This window comes from Vibrio sp. TRT 17S01, from assembly GCF_050113695.1.
Classification (GTDB): Bacteria; Pseudomonadota; Gammaproteobacteria; order Enterobacterales; family Vibrionaceae; genus Vibrio.
Genome location: NZ_JBNJOG010000004.1, coordinates 1 through 18,562, shown reverse-complemented (window position 1 = coordinate 18,562; position 18,562 = coordinate 1). Strand labels below are relative to the sequence as shown.

Annotated in this window: 21 protein-coding genes; 14 read left to right on the top strand and 7 right to left on the bottom strand. The window is 44.7% G+C overall.

Annotated features, from left to right (window positions below):
• Window positions 1–347 precede the first annotated feature (347 nt).
• The gene (gene ascB / locus ACQEXS_RS07855; protein WP_427013414.1) at window positions 348–1,736 is read left to right on the top strand and encodes a 6-phospho-beta-glucosidase; all 1,389 of its coding nucleotides are present in this window, start codon (window positions 348–350) and stop codon (window positions 1,734–1,736) included.
• A 76-nt stretch (window positions 1,737–1,812) separates the two neighbouring features.
• On the opposite strand, the gene ACQEXS_RS07850 is transcribed toward ascB, so the two are convergent.
• Genes ACQEXS_RS07850 through ACQEXS_RS07840 form a run of 3 tightly spaced genes read right to left on the bottom strand, consistent with a single transcriptional unit; the run spans window position 1,813 to window position 4,060 of the window.
• Window positions 1,813–2,283, bottom strand: a complete 471-nt coding sequence (locus ACQEXS_RS07850) for a transcriptional regulator (protein WP_427013413.1) — start codon at window positions 2,281–2,283, stop codon at window positions 1,813–1,815.
• Entirely contained in the window at window positions 2,283–3,215 is a 933-nt protein-coding gene (locus ACQEXS_RS07845; RefSeq protein ID WP_427010578.1) for an ATP-binding cassette domain-containing protein, read from the bottom strand. The genes ACQEXS_RS07850 and ACQEXS_RS07845 overlap by 1 nt, the downstream gene beginning before the upstream one ends.
• Complete coding sequence (locus ACQEXS_RS07840) at window positions 3,212–4,060, bottom strand: ABC transporter ATP-binding protein (protein ID WP_427013412.1); 849 nt, start codon at window positions 4,058–4,060, stop codon at window positions 3,212–3,214. Before ACQEXS_RS07840 ends, ACQEXS_RS07845 begins: the two co-directional genes overlap by 4 nt.
• 360 nt (window positions 4,061–4,420) lie before the next feature.
• Between ACQEXS_RS07840 and ACQEXS_RS07835 the strand changes: the two genes are divergently transcribed.
• The 9 genes from ACQEXS_RS07835 (at window position 4,421) to ACQEXS_RS07795 (ending at window position 11,920) form a co-directional block, all read left to right on the top strand.
• On the top strand, window positions 4,421–4,618 hold the full coding sequence (locus ACQEXS_RS07835) for a PA3496 family putative envelope integrity protein (RefSeq protein ID WP_427010580.1): 198 nt from the start codon (window positions 4,421–4,423) through the stop codon (window positions 4,616–4,618).
• A gap of 164 nt (window positions 4,619–4,782) precedes the next feature.
• Entirely contained in the window at window positions 4,783–4,992 is a 210-nt protein-coding gene (locus ACQEXS_RS07830; protein WP_367990477.1) for a DUF3283 family protein, read from the top strand.
• Between the two features lie 87 nt (window positions 4,993–5,079).
• Window positions 5,080–5,796 carry a YebC/PmpR family DNA-binding transcriptional regulator gene (locus ACQEXS_RS07825; RefSeq protein WP_367990476.1) on the top strand — a complete coding sequence of 239 codons (717 nt, stop codon included), beginning with the start codon at window positions 5,080–5,082 and terminating at the stop codon, window positions 5,794–5,796.
• A 318-nt stretch (window positions 5,797–6,114) separates the two neighbouring features.
• Window positions 6,115–6,972 (top strand): MurR/RpiR family transcriptional regulator, encoded by an 858-nt coding sequence (locus ACQEXS_RS07820; protein ID WP_427013411.1) that lies wholly within the window; start codon window positions 6,115–6,117, stop codon window positions 6,970–6,972.
• Window positions 6,973–7,046: 74 nt separating this feature from the next.
• Window positions 7,047–8,408 carry a C4-dicarboxylate transporter DcuC gene (dcuC, locus tag ACQEXS_RS07815; protein WP_427010583.1) on the top strand — a complete coding sequence of 454 codons (1,362 nt, stop codon included), beginning with the start codon at window positions 7,047–7,049 and terminating at the stop codon, window positions 8,406–8,408.
• A gap of 9 nt (window positions 8,409–8,417) precedes the next feature.
• A complete protein-coding gene (pepT, locus tag ACQEXS_RS07810) occupies window positions 8,418–9,647 on the top strand; it encodes a peptidase T (RefSeq protein ID WP_427010584.1) in 1,230 nt (409 codons plus the stop codon).
• Window positions 9,648–9,673: 26 nt separating this feature from the next.
• A complete protein-coding gene (pepE, locus tag ACQEXS_RS07805; RefSeq protein ID WP_427013410.1) occupies window positions 9,674–10,405 on the top strand; it encodes a dipeptidase PepE in 732 nt (243 codons plus the stop codon).
• A 379-nt stretch (window positions 10,406–10,784) separates the two neighbouring features.
• Complete coding sequence (locus tag ACQEXS_RS07800) at window positions 10,785–11,594, top strand: methyltransferase domain-containing protein (RefSeq protein ID WP_427013641.1); 810 nt, start codon at window positions 10,785–10,787, stop codon at window positions 11,592–11,594.
• Window positions 11,594–11,920: a cupin domain-containing protein gene (locus ACQEXS_RS07795; protein ID WP_367990469.1), complete on the top strand. Its 327-nt coding sequence runs from the start codon at window positions 11,594–11,596 to the stop codon at window positions 11,918–11,920. Before ACQEXS_RS07800 ends, ACQEXS_RS07795 begins: the two co-directional genes overlap by 1 nt.
• Before the next feature lie 58 nt (window positions 11,921–11,978).
• Here ACQEXS_RS07795 and ACQEXS_RS07790 read toward each other — a convergent pair whose 3' ends face one another.
• Window positions 11,979–13,016: a LacI family DNA-binding transcriptional regulator gene (locus ACQEXS_RS07790; protein WP_427013409.1), complete on the bottom strand. Its 1,038-nt coding sequence runs from the start codon at window positions 13,014–13,016 to the stop codon at window positions 11,979–11,981.
• 249 nt (window positions 13,017–13,265) lie between these two features.
• On the opposite strand from ACQEXS_RS07790, the gene ACQEXS_RS07785 reads away from it, so the two are divergent.
• From ACQEXS_RS07785 to ACQEXS_RS07775, 3 genes are read left to right on the top strand one after another with little or no spacing between them, the layout of a single operon-like run.
• Window positions 13,266–13,709, top strand: a complete 444-nt coding sequence (locus tag ACQEXS_RS07785; RefSeq protein WP_367990467.1) for a PTS sugar transporter subunit IIA — start codon at window positions 13,266–13,268, stop codon at window positions 13,707–13,709.
• A 41-nt stretch (window positions 13,710–13,750) separates the two neighbouring features.
• A complete protein-coding gene (locus tag ACQEXS_RS07780) occupies window positions 13,751–14,038 on the top strand; it encodes a PTS sugar transporter subunit IIB (RefSeq protein WP_367990466.1) in 288 nt (95 codons plus the stop codon).
• A gap of 9 nt (window positions 14,039–14,047) precedes the next feature.
• A complete protein-coding gene (locus ACQEXS_RS07775; RefSeq protein ID WP_427010591.1) occupies window positions 14,048–15,304 on the top strand; it encodes a PTS ascorbate transporter subunit IIC in 1,257 nt (418 codons plus the stop codon).
• 53 nt (window positions 15,305–15,357) lie between these two features.
• Here ACQEXS_RS07775 and ACQEXS_RS07770 read toward each other — a convergent pair whose 3' ends face one another.
• Window positions 15,358–16,437, bottom strand: a complete 1,080-nt coding sequence (locus ACQEXS_RS07770; protein ID WP_427013408.1) for an MBL fold metallo-hydrolase — start codon at window positions 16,435–16,437, stop codon at window positions 15,358–15,360.
• A gap of 111 nt (window positions 16,438–16,548) precedes the next feature.
• On the opposite strand from ACQEXS_RS07770, the gene ACQEXS_RS07765 reads away from it, so the two are divergent.
• Window positions 16,549–17,166 carry a TetR/AcrR family transcriptional regulator gene (locus tag ACQEXS_RS07765; protein WP_427013407.1) on the top strand — a complete coding sequence of 206 codons (618 nt, stop codon included), beginning with the start codon at window positions 16,549–16,551 and terminating at the stop codon, window positions 17,164–17,166.
• An 80-nt stretch (window positions 17,167–17,246) separates the two neighbouring features.
• Here the strand turns inward: ACQEXS_RS07765 and ACQEXS_RS07760 are convergent, their stop codons facing one another.
• Together ACQEXS_RS07760 and ACQEXS_RS07755 are read right to left on the bottom strand one after the other, a co-directional pair.
• Window positions 17,247–17,795 (bottom strand): hypothetical protein, encoded by a 549-nt coding sequence (locus ACQEXS_RS07760; protein WP_427013406.1) that lies wholly within the window; start codon window positions 17,793–17,795, stop codon window positions 17,247–17,249.
• 247 nt (window positions 17,796–18,042) lie between these two features.
• Window positions 18,043–18,342: a hypothetical protein gene (locus ACQEXS_RS07755; protein ID WP_427013405.1), complete on the bottom strand. Its 300-nt coding sequence runs from the start codon at window positions 18,340–18,342 to the stop codon at window positions 18,043–18,045.
• Window positions 18,343–18,562: the final 220 nt, after the last annotated feature.

Below are 18,562 nucleotides of genomic sequence, written 5' to 3'. Positions count from 1 at the left end.
TGAAGCATAAACAGACAGAGTTACGACATAACGTTGACATATCACTGACATAGCACCACGGGTGGTTGCTATTATCAGTCTCGAATAGACAACCTTTTGTCCTTTCTGATGAATGAGGGATCTGATGATCCCTGATAGATTGGCTCATATTGTTACATTCATTCTGAATTATTTTGCGAGTTCTTTTGAACTCGCTTTTTTTTTGCCCCAAATTTCCCTCTCAGCGATATCTTTAACGTATCTTCAATGCTTAAAAACAGGAACAGCATCAATGGGTTTCTGACCTCATTTTGTGCGCTATTTTTAGGCTACTATGCACAAATAAATCAATTATCTCGGTGAGTTTAATGGCATTTCCAAAACACTTTCTATGGGGTGGCGCTATTGCTGCAAATCAGGTTGAAGGGGCTTTTGATTCTGATGGTAAGGGACTTTCAACGTCAGATATGCTGCCACAAGGGATATTAAGCCCTCATCAATCCAGAGCTGAGCGCGTTTCTGGGATCAAAGATCATGCGATCGACTTTTACCATCGTTACCCTCATGACATCGCACTATTTAGCGAGATGGGTTTTACCTGTTTGCGGTTGTCGATCGCATGGACTCGGATCTTTCCTCAAGGTGATGAAGCTGTGCCCAATGAAGCGGGCCTTCGTTACTACGATCAGATCTTTGATGAGCTTGCGAAACACAACATCACCCCATTTGTGACCCTTTCTCACTATGAGATGCCTTTCGCGTTAACAGAAACGTATGGAGGGTGGGGGAGTCGCGCGTTGATTGGCTTCTTCGAACGCTATGCTCGATGCGTGTTCGAGCGCTATCGGAATAAAGTCAAGCTATGGCTTACTTTTAATGAGATCAACATGTCTTTGCATGCACCATTTACAGGCGTTGGTCTGCCAGAACAAGCCAGTGAAGCTGAGATCTATCAAGCCATTCACCATCAACTGATCGCCAGTGCTCGAGCGGTTAACCTCTGTCATCAGATCATTCCTGACGCACGTATTGGAAACATGCTACTTGGTGCGATCAACTACCCCTATACCTGTGATCCCGCAGATGTCATTGCTGCTATGCAAGAGAACAACAAATGGTTGTTTTTTGGAGATGTGCAGACGCGTGGTAAGTATCCTGGTTATATGCAGCGGTATTTCCGTGAAAATGGTATCGAATTGGATATCGTCGATGGAGACCTAGATGAATTGGCCAGTGCCAGTGTCGACTTTATTTCATTTAGCTATTACGCCAGTGGTTGTGCCAGTGCGGATCCGAAGCAAAAGGAAGTTGGCAACATCATTGACAGCGTCCCAAACCCTTACTTAGAGAAAAGCCAATGGGGCTGGTTGATTGATCCGAAAGGTCTGCGCATTTTGCTCAATCTGCTTTATGACCGTTACCAAAAACCGCTGTTCATTGTTGAAAATGGGTTAGGTGCACGTGATGAGCTTGATGAGGATGGTGAAGTGCATGACGATTATCGGATTCGTTATCTCAATGACCACCTTGTTCAAGTGCGAGAAGCGATTCTTGATGGGGTTGAACTGATGGGATTCACCAGTTGGGGGCCGATTGATCTAGTTGCCAACTCAACGGCAGAAATGAGCAAACGCTATGGCTACATTTATGTGGATCGCCATGATGATGGTAGCGGTACATTACAGCGTAAACGCAAGAAAAGCTTCTACTGGTATCAAGAAGTGATCCGTAGCCATGGTGAATCGTTAACTGATTGATAAATAGAGTTTTAGAAAGTCCAATTACGGAAAGATGATCAAGGAATATCCCTTGATCATCTTTCCATGTTTTCGCTTATTGCAATGAATGATGGCCTTGATCATGGTTCCGAGGTTCATTCCAAGATTGCGTGGCCATGAAGTTGACGTGTGATTCGATCAACTGATGAGACTCTTGATGCCAATGTGATGTTTCTTGCTGGTTGCAAAACTCTAACGCCAGTACCGTGAGGTGCTGCATTCGCTTCATGCACCAATCTTTCAATGCCAGTTCACTTAGCGGGTTACATACAATCGCTTGTAGCTTAGCGTATGCCAGCTGCAAGTATTGATAAGCGGTTTCTGGGTTTTGATATTGGTTATGATGAAAAACACGTAGGCAGCCATCAAGCCAGCAAGCAATGGCCTTACTTTGTAGATCCGTAATGCTTGGTCCCCAAATAGTGTCAGGGGGCGTGAGAAGCAATGATCGCAAGGTTTCATCTTGATCATGCTTCCGGTTTTGATACCAATGGCTGATTTGTTCTACCCACGCGTCTAACTGCATTATGCTGCCTCAACCCATTTCTTCACAAAGTGATTTGGTCCTACTTGATCATGCTCTGACTGCACTACGGCGCTGGTTGCACGAATTTCATCAGCGTCTATCGAATAGTTTGGTTCACTTTTAACCAGATTGCCAAATGGAAGATCCGGATCTGGGACCGCAGAAATCAATAACTTAGTGTATGGGTGTTGCGGATTGGTTAAGATCGCTTGGGTATCTCCCCATTCCACAATTTGCCCTTTGTACATCACCGCGGTTTCTTCCGCGATATAGTGGGCGGTGGCTAGGTCGTGAGTGATGTACAAAAAGCCAATGCCGAGTTCTTTTTTCATTCTCTGCATTAGATTCAGCACGCCTAAGCGAATCGAAACATCAAGCATGGAAGTTGGCTCATCCGCCAAGATCACTTCTGCTCCAACGGCCAGTGCACGGGCAAGATTCACTCGCTGTCGCTGACCGCCACTGAGTTCATGGGGGTATTTTTCTAGCGTATCAGGGGCGAGTTCCACCAAATCGATCAGCTCGTTTAATTTCGCCGGGATCGCTTGATTGTTTTTGACCTGTTTATGGATCTTAAGCGGGCGGGTAAGGTGGTGAGCGATGGTTTGAGTCGGGTTTAGCGAACCAAACGGATCTTGGAACACCATTTGGACCTTGCTTCGGTAATCAAGGATCTCGCGACGCTTTTGCAGCTCGTTAATATTGCGACCATGAAACAAGATCTCCCCATCTGTTGCAGGGTACACTTTGGTAATGAGCCGCGCACAGGTACTTTTGCCACAACCGGATTCGCCGACTAGTGCTAAGGTTCGACCTTTATGCAAATTAAAGCTCACCCCTTGTAAGGCACGAAATTGCTCTTGTGAAGCAAAGCCACCACCGATGGTGAACTCTTTGACCACATTGTGTAATGAAATGATGGGTTCACTCATGCCAGTGCTCCTTCTGCTTGGTGTTTACCTTCATGGATATTGGGGAATGAAGCCCACAGCTTTTGCGTATAACTGTGCTGCGGGTTATTACGGATTGCTTTTGAGTGATTCACTTCAACGATTTCACCATGGCGCATAATGGCAATGCGATCGCAAAGTTGGCTCATTAAAGCCAAATCGTGTGTGATGAACAGAACCGAGAAACCGAACTCCTCACGCAGCTGGTATATCTGCTGCAAGATCTCCCGTTGCACCACAACATCCAATGCCGTCGTGGGCTCATCCATAACGATCAATTTCGGATTGAGTGATAAGGCGATGGCGATCACTAAGCGCTGACGCATACCTCCGCTGAATTGATGTGGGTATTCCGTGAGTCGTTCGCGTGGAATATTGACCAGATCGAGCAGCTTTTCCGCACGGTATTTTGCTTGAGCGTTAGACATGCCTTTGTGGTGACGCAGGACATCAGCGAATTGCTCTTGTATTGTCAGGACGGGGTTGAGTGAGTTCATCGCACTTTGGAATACCATGGCAATTTCGCTCCAGCGCAGTACATTAAGCTCCGCGTCTGAAAGGCGTAACAGGTCACGCCCCTCGAAATGGATTTGACCGCCAGAAATAAATGCAGGCGGCTTATGTAATCGGTTTATTGCAAAGGCAATTGTGCTTTTTCCGCATCCTGATTCACCTGCTAAACCGAAGATCTCACCTTTGCCAATATCAAAACTGACGGATTTTACCGCTTGGAAATCTCCGTTGTCGGTAATGTAATCGACGCACAAATTACGCAGCCGTATGATCGGGTCGGCATGAAAAGCATGCTCAAGTAACTTAGAACTCATAATGACACTCACCAATGGAAAAGATAATGATTATCATTAACTGTTATTTTTCGAGAGAAAAGAAGTGAACAGAAAAACAGTGAAGTGAGTCGAAAAACAAGGCTGAGTGTGGTTAGAGAGTAAAGGAAATTAAGAATAGAAGCGCAAAAAAACTGAGAGCTGGATCAGAGTCGGTAACTTGGGGTGAATCCTTTAAATGTACTGTGTGCTTTTCAGGGGTGCAAAGAATAATTGAGCATTTTATTACTCGCATGCAGGTTATATTAGCGAAATCACATTCTCGGGCTAAAATTCTTAACATGGGTGAGGCGCTTTGCTACAGATTACCTTGTTTACAGCATGGTTTGTTCGGAGGTATTTATGTCCATTAATTCAATTGACCATGACGAAATGACAAGCATGACCAATAAGTGGGATTACACGGAAGAGGTGGAGACACCGAAGCTAGCCAAAGGCGTTAAATCTGCTGAAGCTCGTCGCCGCATTGAAGCACTGCGAGAGATTCGTGAAAGCGGTTTAACCATGGAAGAAGCACGAGAGCTTGGCTTGATCCACTAAATGTGATTGCGAACTCAACGCGAACTGGGGTGACTTTAGGGTCACCCTTATTATTTTCTACCATTTATTGATCTTAAGCTGATAGATTCCTTACCGCGCTTGCCAATTTGCCTCTGGAATATGCTATATTTCGTCTCCACATTTTTACTGATTTGAGTGTTCGCATGTCGATTAATCTGTCTTTGCTTCCTGCAGACGAGAAAAACAAAATTGAGCTGGATAAACAGGCGTCTTTTTTGGTTTGGAAAATGAGAGAAGCGAAAGCGGGCCCTGACGAAATTGATTCTACAGCGGCAAAGATAACCGATGATGCTGAGCGAGAGTGCTTTCTTCAATCAGTAGACAAATATAAGCGAATGATGGGTGTCGCATAGCCCAAAGGCTTGGCGGAGTGGAAATTGAAAAGCCTCCGCTTTTTGCTAAAATCCTCCGCGTTAAATTGAATAAGAGAGAACATCCCGATGGGAAGAAGTTTTGAAGTGCGCAAAGCCTCTATGGCGAAAACTGCAGGCGCAAAAATTAAAGTTTATTCCAAATACGGTAAAGAAATTTACGTTTGTGCGAAAAATGGTGGTTCAGACCCAGACATGAACCTATCGCTTAAGCACCTGATTGCTAAAGCGAAAAAAGACCAAGTGCCAGCACACGTTATCGAAAAAGCGATCGACAAAGCCAGTGGTGGTGGTGGTGAAGATTACCAACCTGCACGTTACGAAGGCTTTGGCCCTGGTGGTACAAGCGTGATCGTTGACTGTCTGACTGATAACGGTAATCGTACTTTCCAAGATGTTCGCCAATGTTTTGTTAAATGCGGTGCGAAAATTGGTGTTGAAGGTTCAGTTTCTCACATGTTTGATCACCAAGCGGTGTTCCAGTTCAAAGGCGATGATGATGAAATCATCCTAGAAACGCTGATGATGGAAGATGTTGATGTAACGGATGTTGAGCTTGAAGATGGTGTGATCACTGTGTTTGCACCTCATACTGAGTTCTTCAAGACGAAAACAGCACTAAACGGTGCTTTCCCTGAGCTGACTATTGATGTCGAAGAAATCACGTTTGTCCCTCAGACTCACACACCTGTTGCTGGTGAAGACGCTGAGAAGTTCCAGAAGTTTCTCGATATGCTAGATGACTGTGATGACGTGCAGCAGGTTTACCATAACGCTGAACTGTAATATTACCGTATGTCTAAAAAACCGAGCATTATGCTCGGTTTTTTTATACGTCATATTTAAGATGTAAGAATAAACTGATGGGAAAATTAACTTCCGTCTTTTTCTCATAATAATTCCCTCATCTTATTGACTATAATTACTTCGATAAATTTAAACCTTTCAATAACATTTTTAATAATCATATTAATAAACATTCGGTACGAAAATTTTTTTTACTACGTTAATCACAGTTTAATCATGGGAAAAATATATTCCCTTGAAGGTGCCACCTAATTTGCAGGAAAATTCTCCCATCAGCCACTATGGATGGGAAAAAAGATGAACAAGCAAGAGTTTATCGACACGATGAATGGCATTGGTCCGCTTACTCCAACGGAGAAGCTGATTGTTAGCTATTTTCTAAAAAATTTTCCCATGTTGCCTTTTGCCAAAATGGATGAGCTCTGCAAACACATCGGAGTGGGTAAGGCGACGCTTGGGCGCTTCCTTAACCGCCTAGGCTTTAGTGGTTTTATCGAATTTAAAAAACAGGTTTCTCAAGACTTAGTTCAAGAGCTGACAACCCCCATTGATCGTTGTCAACGCAGCGCTTCCTCCCACACACAGGAAGGGTTACTAAGTACTCACTTTCAAGAAGTGATGCGTAATATGGAAGAAACCTATCAAACACTTTCTCACAGTGATTTTGATCAAGCCATAGAATACCTGCTCAACCCCAAAGGGAAGCTGTATGTAATGGGCAGCGCATCTGCCGAGGCTTTATCAAACTACTTTTATCTTCTGGCTCGGTATCTAAGAAAGGACGTTGTGCTCCTCAAAGCCGATGCGTCTACTTTGCCTCATCAGTTGGTGGATGTGGACGAAAACGACACTCTACTGGCTATCTCTTATCATCGCTTTTCTAACATTACCGTGCGCTGTGTTCGCTGGTTTTATCAACACGGTGGGAAAATCATTGTTCTTACCGACCAGCAAGTTAACCCATTTGTTTCGTATTCAGATATCCAATTTGCAGTAGAAAGCCAGAGTGAAGGTATTTTCAATAACCGAACCGCTGGCTTTTCGATTATTGAAGCTTTTATTAAAGGCATGTCTATTAATCAAGATAAGGATAAAAGATTTACTCGAATAGAAAGAACATTTAACGAGTTCGATATATTTAAAGATAACCAATAACGTTTATTACCTACATATATAAAAATATAACCACTCTCTTTTATTGAAGGGAATTAATTATTTAGAGGTGTAACATGATTACATACTTAGCCATACCTATTATTTTAGGTGTCGGATATTTCATTGTTAAAAAATACAATACTCAAGCCGTTTTATTATTAGCCGGTTTATTAATGATCGCATTGGGTGTGATGAGCGGCCATGATGACTTTATGCCGAAGGGCGGAAAACCAACGGGTGCTGCGATAGTCGACTTTTTCGAAGTGATTAAAGTCATTGCTTCCTCAACACTCGCGAAATTGGGCTTGATCATCATGGCGGTCGGTGGCTTTTCCAAGTACATGAGCCATATTGGCGCAGCAAATGCGATGGTCCAAATTGCCACTAAGCCACTTTCGTACATTAAAAACCCATACCTAGTATTGGCGATGGCTTACATTACTGGCCAGTTGATCAACATCTTTATCCCAAGTGCAACAGGGTTAGCGTTACTACTTCTTGTTGCTATGTACCCAGTACTTGTTGGGGTAGGGTGTAATCCAGCAGCGGCTGCCGCTGTGGTCGCAACAACGGGCTGTTTGGACCTAGGGCCTGCGTCATCCGCTGCCAACAAAGCGGCGGAAGTGTCTGGTATTGATGTGGCGACGTACTTCGTTAGCTATCAGCTTGTGGTTTCGGTAGCAGCAATGATAGTGATTGCTATGCTGCACTTTGTTTGTCAGCGCTACTTTGATAGAAAAGATGCAGAAAAAGGTGTGAAACACGAGTTCAATCTTGAAGAGAAAGAACAACGTGACGTGCCAAAATGGTTTGCGATTCTGCCTGTACTTCCGTTAATGCTGCTTCTGACCTTCAGTAAGTTTGCCATTACAAGCATTCGTATGGATGTGGTCACTGCCATGTTTATCTCGCTGTTTGTTGCTATGGTGTGTGATTTCATCGTCACGCGTGATGGTAAATCTGTGGCCGCATCATTGAAGGTGTATTTAGATGGTATGGGCGCGGTTTTTGCGAGCGTTGTGAGCCTGATCATCGCGGCAAAAGTCTTTGTAACTGGTCTTGGCTCTATTGGTTTCATCGGTTTGCTACTGAACTCAGCGTCTAGCTTTGGGTTTGGTTACTTAGCAATGGTATTGGTGCTTGTGGGTATCATCACCCTAGTTACTTTATTGTCTGGTTCTGGTAATGCTTCTTTCTTCAGTTTTTCAAATCTGGCGCCAGATGTTGCAGCTCAAGTCGGTGCTCCAATTGCAGCGGTTGCACTACCAATGCAGCTTGCTTCCGGTTTAATGCGCTCTGCTTCTCCAGTGGCAGGGGTGATCATTGCATGTTCAGCGGTGGCTAACGTCTCTCCAATTGAGTTGGCGAAACGCACCGTGATCCCAATGGCTGGTGGCTTAATTACCGTATTGGCGGCGTCACAACTTCTTATCTAAGAGGCTTTTATGGATATCGTAGAACGATTCATCAACTATACCGAAATCAATACCACGACGGATCGTGCTAAAGGAGCGGCGGGCATTATGCCCTCCTCTCCGGGGCAGATGGTACTGGCACAAAAATTGGCTGATGAACTGGCCACGCTAGGACTGGAGCAGGTGAATGTCGCTGAAACTGCGATTGTTACCGCGACCTTGCCATCGAATATGGATAAAGACGCGCCGATTGTTTCGTTTTTTGCGCACCTAGATACCAGTGCAGAACAAAGTGCTGACACCAAGGCGCAAATCAAGCCTCACAACAGTGATGCGATTTGTTTAAACAAGGCGCAGGGTATTTACCTGACAGAAGAAGCCTTCCCTGAACTCGCCCAATACCGAGGTGAGGATATTATTGTCACTGATGGTACTAGCTTGCTTGGTGCAGATGATAAAGCCGCCATTGCCGCGATCATGGACGCCATGCAGCACTTTTGCAATAACCCACAGGAGCCACATGGCACCGTGAAGGTGGCATTTGTCCCTGATGAAGAGCAAGGGCTACGTGGAGCAAAAGCGTTTGATGTGGAAGCGTTTGGCGCAGATTTTGGTTTTACCCTCGATTGCTGTGGCATTGGCGAATTTGTTTGTGAGAACTGGAATGCGGGCAATGTCGTGGTGACGTTTACTGGTCAATCTGCGCACCCGATGTCAGCCAAAGGTAAGCTTAAAAATTCACTGCTCATGGCTCATAAATTTGTCGCAATGCTGCCTCCGGGTGAAGCGCCTGAATATACTGAAGGCCGGGAAGGGTATTACTGGGTCAAAGAGCTTAAAGGCAATAGTGCGAAAACCGTGCTGAATATGGATGTGCGTGATTTTTCTATTCAGGGCTACCAGAAACGCATGGCCTTTTTACAGCAATTGGCTGAAAGTTGTAATGATCTTTGGGGCGGTGGCGTCGACATTGCGTTGAGTGACCGTTATGAAAATGTCGCGAATAGCTTACAGGGTGAAACGGCTTACGTGGTCGAGATCGCTGAGCAAGCGTATGCGAAAAATAATATTGCGATGAAGCGCGTCCCAATGCGTGGTGGTTATGATGGTGCTGTCTTATCGCAGAAAGGATTGCCGTGCCCTAACTTGTTTACTGGCGCACATAACTTCCACTCAATTTATGAATATTTACCAGTGAAATCACTGCGTGCGGCGAGCGATGTTGTTAAAGACATCATCCGAATCACCAGTGAAAAATAAGAATTGCTGTTTACGGGGAGAAAACCATGAATGTATTGCTGTTTAGTAATGGCAAAGTTGCGGGCAACACATCGTTACTCGAATTTGGTGTGGAATGGGTAGCAGAAGCGATTGAACGTACAGGCGCACGTAAGCTGCTTTTTATTCCATTTGCGATGATCCGTGGTCAGTATGATGAACGTTTGGCTCAGCTGAATGATGTGGTTGCACCATTTGGTGCGACGGTGAGTGGTATTCATCAAGCCGAAGACCCAGTTGAAGCGGTTAAAGAAGCGGATGGTTTTATCGTCAGCGGTGGGAATACTTGGGTGCTGAATAAAATGCTGCACGATCAAGGGCTGATTGGGCCGCTTAGAAATGCGATTTTGCAGCACAATAAGCTTTACATCGGCTGGAGCGCAGGGACAAACATTGCGTGTCCGACTATTCGTACCACTAACGACATGCCAATTGTGTCTGCGGCGATTCTGCCATCACTTAACTTGGTGCCGTTTCAAATTAACCCGCATTACATTGAAGCGAGTATTTCAGGTCATATGGGGGAGACTCGAGATGAACGTATCGAAGAGTTTTTAATCCAGAATCCACACGAGATTGTGGTAGGTATTCCTGAAGGAACAATGCTGAAGGTGCAAGGGGAGACATTAAGCTATCACACTGCGACTGGTGCGCCTCTAAAACTGTTCAAGCACCAACATGAACCACAGTATTTCCAAAGTGGTGATGACATTCAGGCGTTTATGCAACATAGCTGCTAAATCGCTAAAGGTGACAAACAAAAACCGAGCACTCGCTCGGTTTTTTTATGCGTGCTCGTTGGCTGTGGGTTGCGCGAGCCACGTTAATTTTCATATTTACAGTGTAAACAATCACCACTTTTTCTCACCAGCTCGTCATCTCCTGATGAGCTGGCTTACCTCTTACCCTTTCAAACACCACGTTTAAAAGCCCCCCTTCTTGATATTTGTCATTTGCCTCTGAGGAATGACTGTTAAATTGTAAATGATAATCGTTAACAATTAATAGTCAGCACATAGGTAATCTGATGGATGGAATCAGCCCTTGTTTCAGAAAGATTGTATGGGCCGCGTTGAGTGTCGCGCTGCTGCTGTTCCTTTTATTTTAGGAGTTCGTCGTATGTCAGAATCGGTTTTGATGCCAGATGCCAATAAAGATCCACGCAAAATGCCGGGTCATTGGATTTTGGCTAAATTAGGGAAAAAAGTACTGCGTCCAGGTGGTAGAGAAATGACGCAAGTCATGCTAGGTGGTCTCAACATAGGCTTCGATGATCATGTGGTTGAATTTGCGCCGGGGATGGGATTTACCGCGCGTTTATGTCTTCAGCACAATCCCAAACAATACATCGCGATTGAACAAAATGAACAAGCTGCAGCGATTGTCCGTGATTACTTGTCGCCACCAACGCAAACCTGCTTAGTGGGGAACGCGCAGGAGACAGGCTTGGCGCACCACTCTGCGACGGTTGTGTATGGTGAAGCTATGCTGACCATGCAATCTGAAGCGAAGAAAAAGGCAATTGTTGATGAAGCCGCGCGAGTACTAAAAGCGAAAGGGCGCTACGGCATTCATGAGCTGTGCATTGTGCCAGACAATATTGACGAAGCATTGAAGCGCGAGATTCAAAAAGCCATTGCTCAGGCGATACAAGCCCCTGCGAAACCCATTACCGCAGCAGAATGGAAGGCGTGTCTTGCGCAAAGTGGCTTTGAAACCACATTGGAACATGTCGCACCAATGCATTTGCTTGAGCCAAAGCGAATTATTGAAGATGAAGGATTCGCCGGTGCCCTGAAATTTGCCTTAAATGTTGCACGCTACCCTCAAGAGCGGGCGCGTGTATTGGCAATGAGAAAAGTATTTAACCGCTACCAAGCGAACTTGGCCGCCATTACCTTGGTGGCAGAAAAGAAGGATGAGATGTGATGTTTGAATATACCTTTTATGATGATGTAGCCGATGAAGTCGAGATCCCGCCATCGGGCATCACCAGTCGTGTAGTGCAAAAAGGCGAACGATTAAGAGCGGTGATTTTTGGTTTTGCAGAAGGTGAAGAAATGTCGGAACACACGGCCTCAGTTCCGGCTGTTATTCAAGTATTGCAAGGGGAAGCAACGCTCACATTTGAAGAGGATGTGAAAGAGGTAAAACAAGGTGCCTGGATACATATGGATGCCCATTTACCCCACAGCGTGATCGCAAAAACACCGTTGAAACTGTTAGTTTATTTGCTTAGGCAGCCAAAGGCGTAATTGCGGTATGAGATGACTTCCGTGTACAAGCGATAAAGCAAGGGAGGTAATACCCTCCCTATTTTTCACTTCTCTGAGAGCTGGCGCGTTTTTGCAGCTTAAAGCCCAGATCAATCACTTCATTGTTTAAGGTTTGGTTTTTTATCTGAGCCACCAGCTTAGAAGCTGCTGCTTCTGCCATTGCTTCATAGTTAATTTCTGCACATGACAGGGTAGGGAAAGCGTGGCCGCTGGTGGCTGTGCCATCTAAACAAATAATTGCGATATCGGTAGGCACTTTCAATACACGGCGATGGCATTCAAACAAAGCGCCGATAGCAATATCCTCATGGCTACAGACCAGTGCATCCAATGTTGAATCACGAAGCAGCAGCTTGGCCAATCCTTCCGCTCCAAGTTGCGCTGAAGGTGCTTCATGAGTGGTTAGGAAATGATCTGGCGCTTGGTAGTTATCGATTAGGGCGGTTTGCCATCCTTGCAGCTTACGTTGCAGCAGCGAGTGGTTCCCGCGCGCGCCAATAAAGCCGATATTTTGAAAACCTTGTTCAATCAAATGCTTGGTACAAGTTTTTCCAATTTCAAAGTGATCGGCACCAACACTCATATAACGTGAATTCTGACTCAGTTCCGCTATTTCTAAAACTGGGATTTGAGCATTGTTCAGCAGTTGATGGCTCCGCTCACTGTGTTCGCTACCAAATAGCACTACAGCAGCAGGTCGACTTTCTAAGAAGGTCGCCAACAGGCTCTCTTCTTGCTCCATCGAATAATCGCTGTAGCCGAGCAATAGCTGATAGCCAGACTTGTTCAAGGCTTGCTGAAAACTGGGTAGGAAGTGGGCGCAGGATTTTTCTAAAAGCGAGGGGAGGATGAGAGCGATTGAATAGCTTTCAGCAGACGCCAGTGCCCCTGCCGCTTTATTGGGGATATAACCCAATTCATCCACGACCTGTTGTATTTTTTCTCTGAGCTTTTCAGACACCAATTCTGGGGTGCGTAGGGCTCGCGAAACTGTCATGGTTCCCACGCCGGCTTTTTTAGCTACGTCAGCGATGGTTACCTTTCCAGTACTTCTTCGTTTGCGCGTTTCACTCATCGGTTCTTTTAATAATGTTGCGGATTTGTTTGCTGCGACATCTTAGCACAGCCCGAATACTGAGTAGGATAATAACGTAGAAGTGTTAAGCATATCGATATGAAAACCCGTTGATAACCAAAAATGGTAGCGCTATCACAATTAATGATAGCGCTACCAGATAGCGCTATCATTTGTGATCTTATTCAGGTTTTTCTGACGTTTTGATCGATAAAGTATCCAGCAACAACAATCAGCAGGATCAATTCCATGTTACGTGAACTCATTACTAAAGACGTCATTCGAGTCTACCCAGAAGCCGCAGACTGGAAAGAGGCGATCCAAAAATCTTGTCAGGCATTACTGGATCAAAAAGCCATTGAACCAAGTTACGTCGAAGCTATTTATCGCTCGCATGAAGAACTGGGCCCTTACTACGTAGTTGGGCCGGGCATGGCAATGCCACACGCTCGTCCTGAAGATGGTGTGAACCGCTTGGCGATGTCGATCACGGTGATCCAACAAGGTGTGGCTTTTGATTCAGACGGGAATGATCCAGTCAAAATGTTGGTCACGCTAGCGGCAACGGACAGTGACAGTCATGTCGGTGCCATTTCCAAATTAGCGGAATTATTTATGAATGATGAGCATGTAGAACAAATCTGCAATGCTCGCACTCCTGAAGATGTCCTTGCGGTCATCGAAAATTACTAAGAAACCTCCCCCCTATATAGAAAAACAAAAGGTGTAAGTATATGAAAATTATGGTTGTTTGCGGTCATGGTCTTGGAACCAGCCTGATGATGGAAATGAGCATCAAAGGCATTGTGAAAGAATTGAATGTGGATGCGGCGGTTGATCATATCGATCTCGGCAGTGCAAAAGGCACCGATTGTGACATCTTTATTGGTACCAATGACATTACGGATCAATTGAAGTCATTGGATGTCGAGCCGAAAATCGTCAGTCTTGACAACATGGTTGATAAAAATGCGATGAAAGAGCGTTTATCAGTGGCACTTCAAGAGCTAGGCGCACTTTAAGGGGGCGTTATGGAATTCTTCAGTTTTTTAATGAATGATGTGTTATCAGAACCTGCTGTTTTGGTTGGTCTGATAGCCTTAATTGGCCTTATTGCGCAGAAAAAACCAGTCACTGAATGCATTAAAGGTACGGTGAAAACCATTCTTGGTTTCATCATTCTTGGTGCTGGTGCAGGCCTTGTTGTGAATTCATTGGGTGACTTTGCCACCATTTTCCAACAAGCTTTTGGCATTACGGGCGTGGTGCCAAACAACGAAGCCATTGTGTCTATCGCACAAGAAGCATTTGGTAAAGAAATGGCAATGATCATGTTCTTTGCCATGATCGTGAACATCTTGATTGCTCGCTTTACGCCGTGGAAATTCATCTTTTTAACGGGTCACCACACACTGTTTATGTCGATGATGGTGGCCGCTATCCTTTCTTCCAGCGGTATGAAGGGTGTGCCTTTAATCGCTTTAGGCTCAGTGGTCGTTGGTTCGGTGATGGTTTTCTTCCCTGCCATTGCGCATCGTTACATGAAGCAAGTAACAGGCTCAGATGATGTGGCTATTGGTCACTTCTCTACGCTTTCCTACGTATTAGCCGGTTTCATCGGCAGCAAGTTTGGTAACAAAGAACATTCGACCGAAGAGATGAATGTGCCAAAGAGCCTTTTGTTCTTGCGTGATACACCGGTTGCTATCTCATTTACCATGGGCATCATTTTTATGGTGACGTGTATCTTCGCAGGTGGTGATTTTGTTCGTGAAGTCAGCGGTGGCAAACACTGGTTTATGTTCGCGTTAATGCAATCCATTACGTTTGCTGGTGGGGTGTATGTGATCCTCCAAGGTGTTCGCATGGTGATCGCAGAGATTGTGCCAGCATTTAAAGGTATCTCAGATAAATTAGTACCTAATGCAAAACCAGCATTAGACTGTCCAGTTGTCTTCCCATACGCACCAAATGCTGTATTGGTTGGCTTCCTATCCAGCTTTGCAGCAGGCCTACTGGGTATGTTCTTGCTCTACGTAATGGGGCTAACGGTGATCATCCCTGGTGTTGTGCCACACTTCTTTGTTGGTGCAGCAGCGGGCGTGTTTGGTAACGCCACCGGTGGTCGTAGAGGTGCAATGCTAGGTGCTTTTGCACAAGGTCTACTGATCACCTTCTTACCTGTATTCCTAATGCCAGTTCTGGGCGATTTAGGCTTCGCCAATACCACTTTCAGTGACGCAGACTTTGGCGCAGTCGGTATTTTGCTTGGTTTGATTGTGCGTTAATTAAATCGTTTAAATAGATAAAGCCGCTCGTTTGAGCGGCTTTTTTGTGCGGGTTATTCAGGCTGCACTTCATTTCGTGCTAAGTCTAAGCTGGCTTTTTCTATGTTTGGTTGCCACCATTTTGTTGCTGAAATCGGTGAGTCCATCATGATTTTCTGACCAAATGCGGGGGTAAGTACGGTGATATCTCGCTCCTTCGCCAGTGCGGAGATTTGCTCTAACGGCTCATACCACGCGTGCATGGCCAAATCGAAGGTACTGTTGTGGATTGGCACCATGACCTTTCCCTGAACGTCTTGGTGCGCTTGAATGCTCTCTTCTGGCATCATATGGACTGTTTTCCACATCGAGTTATATGCGCCAGCTTCCATTAGCGTGATATCAAACGGCCCGTATTTCTCACCGATGTCTTTAAAGCCAGAGAAATAGCCACTGTCACCACTAAAGAACACGCGCTGAGTTTTGCCAATAATTGCCCAGCTTGACCACAGAGTTTGGTCGCGATCGAATAAGCCACGACCAGAGAAATGCTGGGAAGGGGTCGAGACAAATTCAATACCGTTAATCAGGGTTGATTGCCACCAATCCAGTTGAACGACCTTTTCTTTTGCAACACCCCATTTAAGTAAGTGGTCACCAACTTTTAATGGTGTAATAAATGTGCCGACCTTGTTTTTGATTTTCTGAATAGTGTGTTTATCAAGGTGGTCATAGTGATCATGACTGATGACCACCACATCAATAAACGGCAGATCTGACTCAGAGATAGGTACGGGATGAAAGCGCTTCGGCCCTGCCCATTGAACTGGAGAAGCGCGTTCACTGAAGACCGGGTCAGTGAGGATCTTAGTCTGGTCGATTTGCATTAGAACACTAGAATGGCCAAGTCGATATAGGTAATTACCGCTTTCTTCGTGCCATGTTTCCGGGGCAACGGTATGGACCAAAATCGGTTGTACTGGGACCGGATCAGTCCGCTTGGTGGTGAGATAGGTTTGGATGATCTTCACTGTGTCGGCAAAACCAGATGAATAGCGTGTTTCACTGTTATAAAACTTGTTCGATTCGGGTGAAGATTTCGCCTGCATTGCCATAATGAGTACTCCAATAATAATCAGAATCCAGAATTTCATATTTACCTCAATAAAAGTAAACTACACGGTGTAGTTTATCTCTAAAATTTGAAAAGTAAACTATCCAGTGTAAAATTCGTTCAAAAGCAGGAAACGAATTTTTGAGAAAACATGACTGAGATTAAACTCACCAGAAGTCAGATAAAGCGCGAAGCCATTGTTGAAGCGGCGATTAAAGCGTTCCGAGAGGGCGGGGTACAAGCCACTAGTATGGATAAGTTGGCCACACTTGCGAATGTTTCCAAGCGCACCATCTACAACCATTTCGACAGCAAAGAAGCTTTGGTGCTGCACTTGCTAGCCGAGCTTTGGCGCCGAGCGACAACTGAGAGCGATGTTGAGTACAATCCAGAGCAGTCACTGCACTGCCAGTTGGCTAAGCTGGTGGAAACAGAACTGGAGTTTTTATCTTCCCCTGATTACCTAGATTTAGCGCGTGTTGCGTTTGACTTTTTATTCCGTAACCCTGAAATGCTGCAAGATGAGCTGGATAAACTCATCAAGAAAGAAACGGCTATTTATACGTGGATTATTGCCGCGATTGATGACGGTAAGCTTACCGATATTGATGCAGATTTCGCAAAAGATCAGCTTCACAACTTAATTAAAGGTAGTGCCTTCTGGCCACAACTGATGAAGCTAAAAGCGCCTTTAAATAAGGATGAAAAAAACCATTTAGTCACCGAAACCACCAAGATGTTTATGGCAAGGTATGGAAGCTGTAGTTAGCTGTAGAAGATGTTTGGCTTATTCGGATTAGTAGATGATAAAAAGCCGCCACTTAGTCACTAAGTGGCGGCTTTTTGAAGTTATGCGACGAGCTTTCTGAGCGTTTTTAAGTTACCACCTGAAGCATAATGTGCTTCAGCCGCTGCTTTTTGTTTACTTAATTCGGCACTTGGCTTAGCCCATTCTTCTTTAGGTAATGGTTTAGACCACTCATCGACGTTTTCAGGAAACTTTGCCATGGATATTTTGCTGTCCCACTCTGAAACCAAGTAAGGTAATTTCCAAAGGCATAAAATATTAAATGCATAGTAGCCAAACATATTAAAGTATGAGGCGGTAGGATCTGACATGCTCATCGCAAATAAAGGTTTAGGTCCATTTTTAAATTTCTGCTTTATCTGGTGGCGATTTTCATCAAATGATTGTCGGCTTTCATCTTCTGCTTTTTGAGCCCAAAATTCTGGTTCTTCTTCCATATAGCAGCGGATAATCTCCCACGAGCGTTGCCCTTCTTCCATAATTCCTACTGGCCTTTTAAACATCCAGTAATCTTTACCTGCCGAGTCAGGCAATGCTATTCCGAATGTGACATTTGAAACAATGGCACTGCCAGTAAAGCCTTTGTACATGGACACCCATGAGACGGTTTCTTCCCAAGGAACAATAGTTGGTGTTTACTTCCTTCCTCGAAGTAACAGACCTCTCTGCGTTGTCGATTAAAACGAATAGGTTTCTGACGTGCTCTTTTTAAAGAAGAGTTGATTATGGTGTACCAGCCAATGAGTAAAAGAAGTAATTCTGGGGAAAAAACTATTCCTCCTTCCTCTTGTAAATCAATCCATAATGCTTGAAAAAAACCATCATATTTAGTTGTTTCTAAGGTAGCGACAGAAAAAATATTAAGAGAAACACTGTCATCATAAGCATAATGCAAGACATAACTAATTGGACTTGAAAGGCTTTTCCGTGATTGGATTGGCCGATATCCATATAAGTATCGTTGATTTCCAATATTTGATTCGACTCTCCTAGGCCCCCAGAAAGAATTCTAGCTGAAGGCAATGGCTTAGGTGAAAAGAACAGGGCCTCTCCCAGAGGGTAAGTGCGTACTTCTCCAGCAAGGGGGCGTTGGTCATTTAAGTTAAAATCCTGTTCTACGCTTTGATCTTTTGCCACGTTATACGCCTTGTAGTTTTAATTGATTTGTTGTTAGCGGTAATAAGTTACTGGCTTCTGTTTGCAACATATTGTTGGATGTAAAACCATTTAATCAAGCTTTCTGCTAATGCTTTTAACATGAAAAAGCCACTCATTGAGCGGCTTTTTAAGTTGGCCTAAATACCTAGGCCGATTTAGCTTTTTGAGGCTGCATATAACGGCTGCACGCATCCCCAAT

Bases quoted from the DNA above. Each gene is read 5' to 3' on its own strand.
- pepE (WP_427013410.1), top strand. From the start codon at position 9,674: ATGAATGTATTGCTGTTTAGTAATGGCAAAGTTGCGGGCAACACATCG.
- ACQEXS_RS07760 (WP_427013406.1), bottom strand. From the start codon at position 17,795: ATGTACAAAGGCTTTACTGGCAGTGCCATTGTTTCAAATGTCACATTC.
- ACQEXS_RS07820 (WP_427013411.1), top strand. From the start codon at position 6,115: ATGAACAAGCAAGAGTTTATCGACACGATGAATGGCATTGGTCCGCTT.
- ACQEXS_RS07825 (WP_367990476.1), top strand. From the start codon at position 5,080: ATGGGAAGAAGTTTTGAAGTGCGCAAAGCCTCTATGGCGAAAACTGCA.
- ACQEXS_RS07800 (WP_427013641.1), top strand. From the start codon at position 10,785: ATGTCAGAATCGGTTTTGATGCCAGATGCCAATAAAGATCCACGCAAA.
- ACQEXS_RS07830 (WP_367990477.1), top strand. From the start codon at position 4,783: ATGTCGATTAATCTGTCTTTGCTTCCTGCAGACGAGAAAAACAAAATT.
- ascB (WP_427013414.1), top strand. From the start codon at position 348: ATGGCATTTCCAAAACACTTTCTATGGGGTGGCGCTATTGCTGCAAAT.
- ACQEXS_RS07850 (WP_427013413.1), bottom strand. From the start codon at position 2,283: ATGCAGTTAGACGCGTGGGTAGAACAAATCAGCCATTGGTATCAAAAC.
- ACQEXS_RS07790 (WP_427013409.1), bottom strand. From the start codon at position 13,016: ATGAGTGAAACGCGCAAACGAAGAAGTACTGGAAAGGTAACCATCGCT.
- ACQEXS_RS07845 (WP_427010578.1), bottom strand. From the start codon at position 3,215: ATGAGTGAACCCATCATTTCATTACACAATGTGGTCAAAGAGTTCACC.
- pepT (WP_427010584.1), top strand. From the start codon at position 8,418: ATGGATATCGTAGAACGATTCATCAACTATACCGAAATCAATACCACG.
- ACQEXS_RS07770 (WP_427013408.1), bottom strand. From the start codon at position 16,437: ATGAAATTCTGGATTCTGATTATTATTGGAGTACTCATTATGGCAATG.
- dcuC (WP_427010583.1), top strand. From the start codon at position 7,047: ATGATTACATACTTAGCCATACCTATTATTTTAGGTGTCGGATATTTC.
- ACQEXS_RS07785 (WP_367990467.1), top strand. From the start codon at position 13,266: ATGTTACGTGAACTCATTACTAAAGACGTCATTCGAGTCTACCCAGAA.
- ACQEXS_RS07840 (WP_427013412.1), bottom strand. From the start codon at position 4,060: ATGAGTTCTAAGTTACTTGAGCATGCTTTTCATGCCGACCCGATCATA.
- ACQEXS_RS07780 (WP_367990466.1), top strand. From the start codon at position 13,751: ATGAAAATTATGGTTGTTTGCGGTCATGGTCTTGGAACCAGCCTGATG.
- ACQEXS_RS07795 (WP_367990469.1), top strand. From the start codon at position 11,594: ATGTTTGAATATACCTTTTATGATGATGTAGCCGATGAAGTCGAGATC.
- ACQEXS_RS07765 (WP_427013407.1), top strand. From the start codon at position 16,549: ATGACTGAGATTAAACTCACCAGAAGTCAGATAAAGCGCGAAGCCATT.
- ACQEXS_RS07835 (WP_427010580.1), top strand. From the start codon at position 4,421: ATGTCCATTAATTCAATTGACCATGACGAAATGACAAGCATGACCAAT.
- ACQEXS_RS07775 (WP_427010591.1), top strand. From the start codon at position 14,048: ATGGAATTCTTCAGTTTTTTAATGAATGATGTGTTATCAGAACCTGCT.